Source organism: Izhakiella capsodis, from assembly GCF_900115045.1.
GTDB classification, from domain to species: domain Bacteria; phylum Pseudomonadota; class Gammaproteobacteria; order Enterobacterales; family Enterobacteriaceae; genus Izhakiella; species Izhakiella capsodis.
In genome coordinates, this window is record NZ_FOVC01000016.1 from 20,534 (window position 1) to 27,411 (window position 6,878).

Genomic DNA, 6,878 nt, shown 5'->3' on the forward strand with positions numbered 1-6,878 from the left:
TTAATGCTCCTATGCTGCTTTTAAGGACTCCAGAAATTGCTTACCTTTTTTAGTCAGCATTTCTTGAGGGATACTGCGAAGGTTGTAAATGTAGGTAACGTAACAGCGGCAAAAAACCTCTTCACCCGGCTGGGTAATTTCATCCAGATAGCCCGCATTGCCGGGTTTGATATAGCCTTTTTTCTGCGCCCAGTTGCCGCGGATAAGATATGTGAGTTGGTCCCGCTCTTTGTGGTCCCGCCGGTAGTCATATCCGGGCTGTCGCCAGTGGCTGTGCCAGACCGCGGCAATTGCGTTATTATCTGTTGCGATTACGTTATCGATATTAGCTATCAGCTTGTGATTCTGATCAATCATCACCCGACGCGCTTCAAAATCGACCTGCTCTGCACTTTTCTGGATGTGTTCCGCTGTTTTTAGCATCGCGCCTTGTACACCGCGTAGCGCTATCGAATCCGCAGGGGGGATACTACTGGCCCACCCGCTGAACCGCGAGAGCGTCGTAGCAATCGCTTTTTGCCGGTTCAGCTTTATCAAATCAACGCTCGCTAATATTCGCCTGTCAAGCTCTGTTTTTAGTTTTGGCTCAATGTAGTTAAGTGTGAAACGGGAAACCCCGGGATGACGTTTCAGCGCTTTAGCGTGGCTGATCTGCATTTCATAGGTATGCCGGAGGTGACGTGAAACCCTGTCGAGATAATCACTGGATGTCTCACCCTCCGCCGCGTCCCGGATAACGCTTTGCCAGCACTCCAGCTCTTCCCTGGACGAATAGCCGTTTCGTAGGAAGTATCTGACGGCCTCCCTGACTTTTCGGGTAAAAGTTCTCATAGCATCATCCCACCCCCCGGCTCATTTTGTACAGGTTGTGCGGGGGGATTGTCTCGTAGCGCATCAAAATCCAGATCGAGACGTTGCGGGAAAAGATGTTCGTTGGCGTTGGCGTTTTCGCACGCCCATTCTACCAGCGCCGCGCGGTTTTCAACGTCCCGATTCAACTGCGGTAAAAGCACATCAAGCATACTCACGATAGCTTTAAAGCGTATTTCATCTACCTTAACTTTTTCGCTTTCAGGCTCTTTCAGAGACGAGGGCCATCTATATTCAAAGTTGTTAATCCATCTTGAAAAATAGACGCTGTATGTATCCTCGATTTCTGTAAAATCAGCACGCAGGGAACGGAAAAACTCGATGTTCCAGGCGCGGTACTGACATACCCTGACGAAAAAGTCATAAAGCGGCTCCAGCCACCCCCGGATATTATCGATGTATACCGCGACAGATCGCGCGTCCTCCGTTCCCTCTCCAAACCCCTGTGCAAATGTTTCTGAGTTCAGAATGATAGCTGGCATATCGGCGGAAGCGGCGATATTTTCAAGTATATGATTGCGAGCGGAGTCCAGTGGTTTTTCAAGATTGCTCAGATCAATGGATTCAATACTATCCTGCACCCCAATTTGCAGCACTTCGCCGGTTTTTCCCCGCTTAAGCATATGGCGTTTAATGCCGTTAAGCTTTTGCATCACACTGTTTGCAATAGAACTTTGATTCTGTATTTTTGTCACCAGTAGCCCACCCTTTGCGGCTACCATGTCGTCTGTGCGCATTGTCTGTATAAAAGACTTGAGCGCGTATAATGCACGCTGATAGACACTGCGACCGCTGAAACCAAAAGCCGCCGCGTTATACGCTAAGTAAATCGGGTCTTCGTTCTGCACAACCACACAGCGCGATTTATGATACGGTTTCCCCGCGACTCTGATGCCCTCGACACGCTGAAAGTCCAGCGCATTGGGGTCCTGATTCAGCACGATACTGCCCGCGGTGTTAAGCGGATCAAGAACGTTAAAACTCACGTTATGCTTGTACAGCGTGCGATAATCCAGCGACTCGTCCGGCGACTGATTATCCACAAGCATCGCCACGGCCGAAACGCCGTAAATTCGGGCGATACGCGCAGCATTAGCGATGTGTCGGTTGGCATTAAGGGCTTTCCATTCTCTTTCAAACGCATCACGCAGACGCTGCTCAAGCCCGAATGCCTGCGCGACGTGGACCGCCCTGGGTTCGTTCATTGCCATTTTGACCGGACGGTCTACCATTTTTCCGCCCAGGGGGTGATAGAGATAGATCGTTTTACACGTCTGATATCCGGCGGTTATACCTGGCTGGATATCGTCGCTTTCCAGAAGCTTAATAAGCTCCGTCGAGTCGCTGCCGAACGCGAAATCATCTTCGTACATAAGTAGGTCCCGTCAGAAGCCCTCGCCGTTACCGAGGCCGAGTGTTACGCCGTAGTTAAAACAATCGAAAAGGTCATCATCCTGATTAACTTCGCCAATGATGAACTGAAGAACCTGCGTTAACAGATGATTTTTCTTCGACTGCTTATATTCTGATATTTTTTCGTAAGCGTATTTAGATACGCGTACTTTTCCCGATGCCACGTAGCCAGATATGTTTATTGCGCGTGACTCTTTAGACAGTGCAGTTAAACCGCTGTCAATCGGATGGACGTTCCAGCCTTCGTTAGCGCCCTGCTGAAGCAAAGTAATACCCGTGGCTTTATCTTCGATAAACAACCCCGTGCTACCCATCCGCGCCAGGCATATCTCAGCGAGATGTTTTGTTCTATTCACCCACTGCGGTACAACGTCTTTCAGAAAATAGCCGTCTATCTGAATGATCTCCCAGTCGAGTATTATCAGATGTGGGATCGGATAATTGATGAGCGCAAACCAGATGCAGGCCGAACCGTCGTTATTAATATCGCCTTTTTGAGCGCAATCCACGACGCCGTACACGGTATCGCAGTGCGCCGGGTAGTCCACCGATTCGCCGTTTTCAAGCAACCAGTCAAGCTTAAAGAAGTTCTGTCCGCGCCAGTCTACAAACTCGGCTAAATATTCCTGCTGAACGACAAGCGGGGGCTTGCCTGCCACAATTTGCGCGTAGGCAGACGGCTTAATTTGTGGATTAGCGGTAGTAGGTACGTGGTGCTCTTCCCAGCCCAGCGCTTTATCGTTACACGCCTGATAAAAGAAGTTTTCATCATCTACGCCCTTCGGCGTACCGGCCATGACTGCATCGCCATCATAATCAAGCAGCGTCGGTTCAATGGCCTGCTCCCAGATGTCGCGCATCCCTTTTTTAACCAGCGACGCTTCATCAATGATAATTTTATGATATTTGCGGGACCGCCCGGCGTCTGGATTGTCCAAGGTCCAGAACTCTACCTGCCCGCCGCCGATCAGCTCGATAATCATATCGGTTTTGCTTGCGCTGACCGTCACCGGCTTCAAGAGATTGCGTATCGTCTTGTAAGAAGGGAGAAGTATTTTATAAGAGGGTGCAAACCACCCTACCCGCATGCGGTGCGCTGACCAGTTCCCAGCGCACTGTTCGAGCATCGTTGTTTTGCCGAAACGACGCCCCGCGCGGATCACTTTACGTTTAGCCGACGTGCGGTAAATGCTTTTCTGCCTGCTGTGAAATGGCAGAAATTCTATAGTGTATTCAGTCGTCATCAGGGGAGTTAACAAGTTTGATGATTATGCCATTCGAACCGTCCGGGGCTGTAATCTCATTTTTAACGCTTTCTTTGAACGCCTGAACTGTCACATGTTTGCCCAGCAACTCAAGATTTTTAACTTTATCCGGCCACTTTATTTTTTTTAGAACGCCGACAATATCGCGATTATCCCCTTGCCCTTCAAACATTTCCGCCAGATCAAAGCCGCTCAGATACTGACGCCACACCGCTGGCCATTTACTGACCGGTTTAACAGACATGTCGTCATTCAAAATATCCAGCACGTCCATTCGATCAATTTCATATAAGCGCAGTAATACATAATTCGCGTCTATATTTAATTGATCAATCCGGTCCTGCTTAAGCCTGTTAATGCATTCTTTTACCGCTGCTTCTGATAGTAAACGCGACCCTATGCTATATGCCGTCCGTGCACTATAGCCTGCGTGGATGGCTGCTTGTGTCGCGTTCATATCAAGAACGTAAGCGTGGCAGAACAGCTTTTTTTTCCCTTTTAGTTCTGCCATCGTTGTTACTCTCCGATTGATGTATTTGTTTCGCGGGCATAAACCGGGGTGCAGCGAACTTCAAAAACTCTGCTAAGACGCAATGTGCAAGTATCCGGGGCGTGGCGATTTACATATAGTGTAATAAACTCTTTATCCTGAAAATTATCAGGGTTAAATCGTTCTCTTGAATACCCGATGAAAAATGGCCGTTTAGGTAGTTCTCCTGCTATAAAACTCAATTTACTTGGGTCGTCAAATAGCTCGACCTTCCACCCTTCTATCTTTACAGTTTCCATCAAATACTTCCTCCGCAATACTTCCGCATAGAATAAAAAAGGCCGCCGATTGGCGACCTCTTAATTCTGTTCAGGCTTTACAGGTATTTCTTAGCCAGCGCTTTTAATTCGTCTTTCGCTGCGTCTCCGAGCGTTTTAACGCCTGCGGTGACGAACTCAAATGCTTTCTCAAAATCTTCTACGCCTGTTTTAAATTCGGCGCTTGGGGTGGCTTCAGGAACTTCTACAACTGTATCAGTCATTGCTTTCTTCTCTTTGTGTGTAAAAAACAGGCTTTTCAGCCGGTTAATGAATTGCATTCTGACGAACCTTTTCTATCTCTCTTATTCCCGCCAGCTGATTGTTAGCCTGCTCTATCGTTGCCAGCAGCGGATTAATCCACAGCACCGCCTGGCAATAAGTCAGGGTGCCGGTGGCAGTGGGGCCAGAACGGGCACTGTCAGAATTGACGGGATCGGCGTGCATCGCGCGGGTACGTAAACTGTTCGTGTAGTCGAGCAGCCGGACAGTGATATCAGCAGGAATAGCGGTATCGCACGTAGAGCGGGTTTTGAGTATCGTCCTGTATTCAATTTCTTTTTTCCTCGCGCCTTCTCTGATGAATGTTGCGTCTCGCTGTGCTGTCGCCGCGATAGAGTTTGCGCGCTGAAAACTGAAAGCCTGTGATGCAATTATCTCAGCTTGTCCGCTCGCTTCGCGCTGAAGTTGCTTAATGCTTTCCTGTGCGCTTGCCGCTTCGCTGTGATAGTGAAGCAGCCCGGATACTAAAAGCGCTACTGTCAGCACAGACAAAATTCCCGCAATTGCCGCCCATCTTAGCTGCGTCACTTTGCGCCCCAGTTACAGATTTCGCGCTCTACTTCGCGCCGGTTAACAAGCCCCTGAATTTTAGTTTTATCAACATAAACCCAGCCCCGGAGTCCGTCGCACGCTTGCTTATAGCGCCCTGCGTTTAGATTTCTCAGCACTGATGAGCGCTCAAACGCACTGACGCCGACGTTAAAACTAAAAGAGATTAGTGCGGCTTTTTGATAGTGATTCAGAGGAACTTTTACAGAGCGCTCAACAGCCTGCGCATATACCCTGAGATGTTTTTGCAGCAGTGCATCACAATCAGCCTGCGAATAAATTTTTCCGGGGGTTACGTCAGAGCCGGTGATGCCATTGCACACCGTCCACACCCCGCCTGTATCCTGATACGGCTTGTACTCTGTACCCTCAAGAGCTGGCAGTAGCGCGGCGGCTATTGCCAGCGCCCCTCCCCCCGCTGCGGCGATGAGATTATTTCGTAACGACGGAGACATTCCCATTTTCATTCATCCGACGGGGGCGCGGTAATAAGCCCGCGCTTTAAAGCCGATTCAAACGCCCTGGTCTGCCTGCGCTTGAAGTACAGATTAGTGATATACGTAGCGATAGCGATACAGATACCGCAAATCAGTGCTATGAAATTCCAGTCGAGGCCGTGGAGCCACTGGAAAACGCCGCCGCAAATCAGGCCGCCCGACGTGCAGTAAGAGGCCGCAGATGAAATTTTATCTTGCATAGTTTTTATCACAGTTGACCTCCCTGATTCGGGTGGCTGTCAGTTGAAAAGAAAAGGGCCACACCGAAGTGCAGCCCTGAAATTTTTTTACGTCTGATTATTTATACGAATTGTGCAGTAAAGTCCTCATCATCAATTGATGTAGGCTTTTGGAGTCTCCCTTACAATTGCAGTATTAATCAACGCCTTAATAGCCCCGCAAACCTCGTAGAAACCGCCAGGATTCGGCGATACATTGAAGTAAGCAGTATCATCCCCACTACCGACACTTGCACAGAGCACAACATTATCGTAATGGAGTGCAACACTGACCCCGTGCCGGTGTCCGCCAGTCAAAGGTGAATCATCGAGTGTTGTGGAAATCACAAAGTTCAGCGTGTAATTTTCATCCATCGGCAATCGGGGGAGCGATACAGATTCAAACTCGCCTGGCTTTTTCCATACCCCAATCTCTACATAAGGATGCTCGTTGCCTTCAGAGTCTTTCCAGACATCCGAGGGTAGAGACAAAGATTCACTGTATTCCCGCACAAGTTCACACGCTTTGCCTTGCAGCTTCTCGCGCAATTTCCACTGAGTCTGGCCTAACTTCAGATGCTTTTCCTTGAGGTCGTTAAATGTTATTCCCATGCATTTCTCCAAAAAATTATTGCAGCGGATTAGCATGATACCCCACCTATCGGAAATTATCCCAGCCCCCATAAGGTGCTGATAGTTGAAAGAAAAGCGCCGCTGCCAAAGTGTTTAAGCTGTGTGTTTGCAGTGAATGGTAGGGCGCGGAATAAAAAAAGGCACCGCGTGAGCAGTGCCTTAATTAGTAAGGTTGTTACAAAATAATTAAAAATATAAAATTTTTTGTTAAGATAATACGCAGCGAAATAGATTTATTTACATCAGAAAAGTTCATGTGTAATATTGAGTTGAAGTATAAATTTTCCCTGGTGTTGGCCGATATGGCACCCCGCATTCATTCCCAAGCGTCTCTCCAGACAAAA

The 6,878-nt window shown here is 48.5% G+C and carries 10 protein-coding genes; all 10 read right to left on the bottom strand.

Features of this window, described 5'->3' with window-relative positions; genetic code table 11:
- Positions 1-9 precede the first annotated feature (9 nt).
- Positions 10-831 carry a hypothetical protein gene (locus tag BM191_RS15670; RefSeq protein WP_092879963.1) on the bottom strand — a complete coding sequence of 274 codons (822 nt, stop codon included), beginning with the start codon at positions 829-831 and terminating at the stop codon, positions 10-12.
- Positions 828-2,243 (bottom strand): anti-CBASS protein Acb1 family protein, encoded by a 1,416-nt coding sequence (locus tag BM191_RS15675; RefSeq protein ID WP_092879966.1) that lies wholly within the window; start codon positions 2,241-2,243, stop codon positions 828-830. Before BM191_RS15675 ends, BM191_RS15670 begins: the two co-directional genes overlap by 4 nt.
- Positions 2,244-2,255: 12 nt before the next feature.
- Positions 2,256-3,266: a hypothetical protein gene (locus BM191_RS15680; protein WP_230479618.1), complete on the bottom strand. Its 1,011-nt coding sequence runs from the start codon at positions 3,264-3,266 to the stop codon at positions 2,256-2,258.
- A gap of 250 nt (positions 3,267-3,516) precedes the next feature.
- Positions 3,517-4,059 (bottom strand): terminase small subunit, encoded by a 543-nt coding sequence (locus tag BM191_RS15685; RefSeq protein ID WP_092879972.1) that lies wholly within the window; start codon positions 4,057-4,059, stop codon positions 3,517-3,519.
- Positions 4,060-4,064: 5 nt separating this feature from the next.
- On the bottom strand, positions 4,065-4,337 hold the full coding sequence (locus tag BM191_RS15690; protein WP_092879976.1) for a hypothetical protein: 273 nt from the start codon (positions 4,335-4,337) through the stop codon (positions 4,065-4,067).
- Positions 4,338-4,414: 77 nt separating this feature from the next.
- Positions 4,415-4,636, bottom strand: a complete 222-nt coding sequence (locus BM191_RS15695) for a hypothetical protein (protein ID WP_092879979.1) — start codon at positions 4,634-4,636, stop codon at positions 4,415-4,417.
- Entirely contained in the window at positions 4,623-5,165 is a 543-nt protein-coding gene (locus BM191_RS15700; RefSeq protein WP_092879982.1) for a hypothetical protein, read from the bottom strand. The genes BM191_RS15695 and BM191_RS15700 overlap by 14 nt, the downstream gene beginning before the upstream one ends.
- Entirely contained in the window at positions 5,162-5,647 is a 486-nt protein-coding gene (locus BM191_RS15705) for a lysozyme (protein ID WP_092879985.1), read from the bottom strand. Before BM191_RS15705 ends, BM191_RS15700 begins: the two co-directional genes overlap by 4 nt.
- 2 nt (positions 5,648-5,649) lie before the next feature.
- Positions 5,650-5,883, bottom strand: coding sequence for a phage holin (locus BM191_RS15710; protein ID WP_092879988.1), 234 nt, complete (start codon positions 5,881-5,883; stop codon positions 5,650-5,652).
- A gap of 132 nt (positions 5,884-6,015) precedes the next feature.
- The gene (locus tag BM191_RS15715) at positions 6,016-6,513 is read right to left on the bottom strand and encodes a hypothetical protein (protein ID WP_230479619.1); all 498 of its coding nucleotides are present in this window, start codon (positions 6,511-6,513) and stop codon (positions 6,016-6,018) included.
- Positions 6,514-6,878: the final 365 nt, after the last annotated feature.

What these genes read in the sequence shown, in the direction of transcription:
- BM191_RS15670 (WP_092879963.1), bottom strand. Translation starts at nt 831, where the DNA reads ATGAGAACTTTTACCCGAAAAGTCAGGGAGGCCGTCAGATACTTCCTA.
- BM191_RS15675 (WP_092879966.1), bottom strand. Translation starts at nt 2,243, where the DNA reads ATGTACGAAGATGATTTCGCGTTCGGCAGCGACTCGACGGAGCTTATT.
- BM191_RS15680 (WP_230479618.1), bottom strand. Translation starts at nt 3,266, where the DNA reads ATGATTATCGAGCTGATCGGCGGCGGGCAGGTAGAGTTCTGGACCTTG.
- BM191_RS15685 (WP_092879972.1), bottom strand. Translation starts at nt 4,059, where the DNA reads ATGGCAGAACTAAAAGGGAAAAAAAAGCTGTTCTGCCACGCTTACGTT.
- BM191_RS15690 (WP_092879976.1), bottom strand. Translation starts at nt 4,337, where the DNA reads ATGGAAACTGTAAAGATAGAAGGGTGGAAGGTCGAGCTATTTGACGAC.
- BM191_RS15695 (WP_092879979.1), bottom strand. Translation starts at nt 4,636, where the DNA reads ATGCAATTCATTAACCGGCTGAAAAGCCTGTTTTTTACACACAAAGAG.
- BM191_RS15705 (WP_092879985.1), bottom strand. Translation starts at nt 5,647, where the DNA reads ATGGGAATGTCTCCGTCGTTACGAAATAATCTCATCGCCGCAGCGGGG.
- BM191_RS15710 (WP_092879988.1), bottom strand. Translation starts at nt 5,883, where the DNA reads ATGCAAGATAAAATTTCATCTGCGGCCTCTTACTGCACGTCGGGCGGC.
- BM191_RS15715 (WP_230479619.1), bottom strand. Translation starts at nt 6,513, where the DNA reads ATGGGAATAACATTTAACGACCTCAAGGAAAAGCATCTGAAGTTAGGC.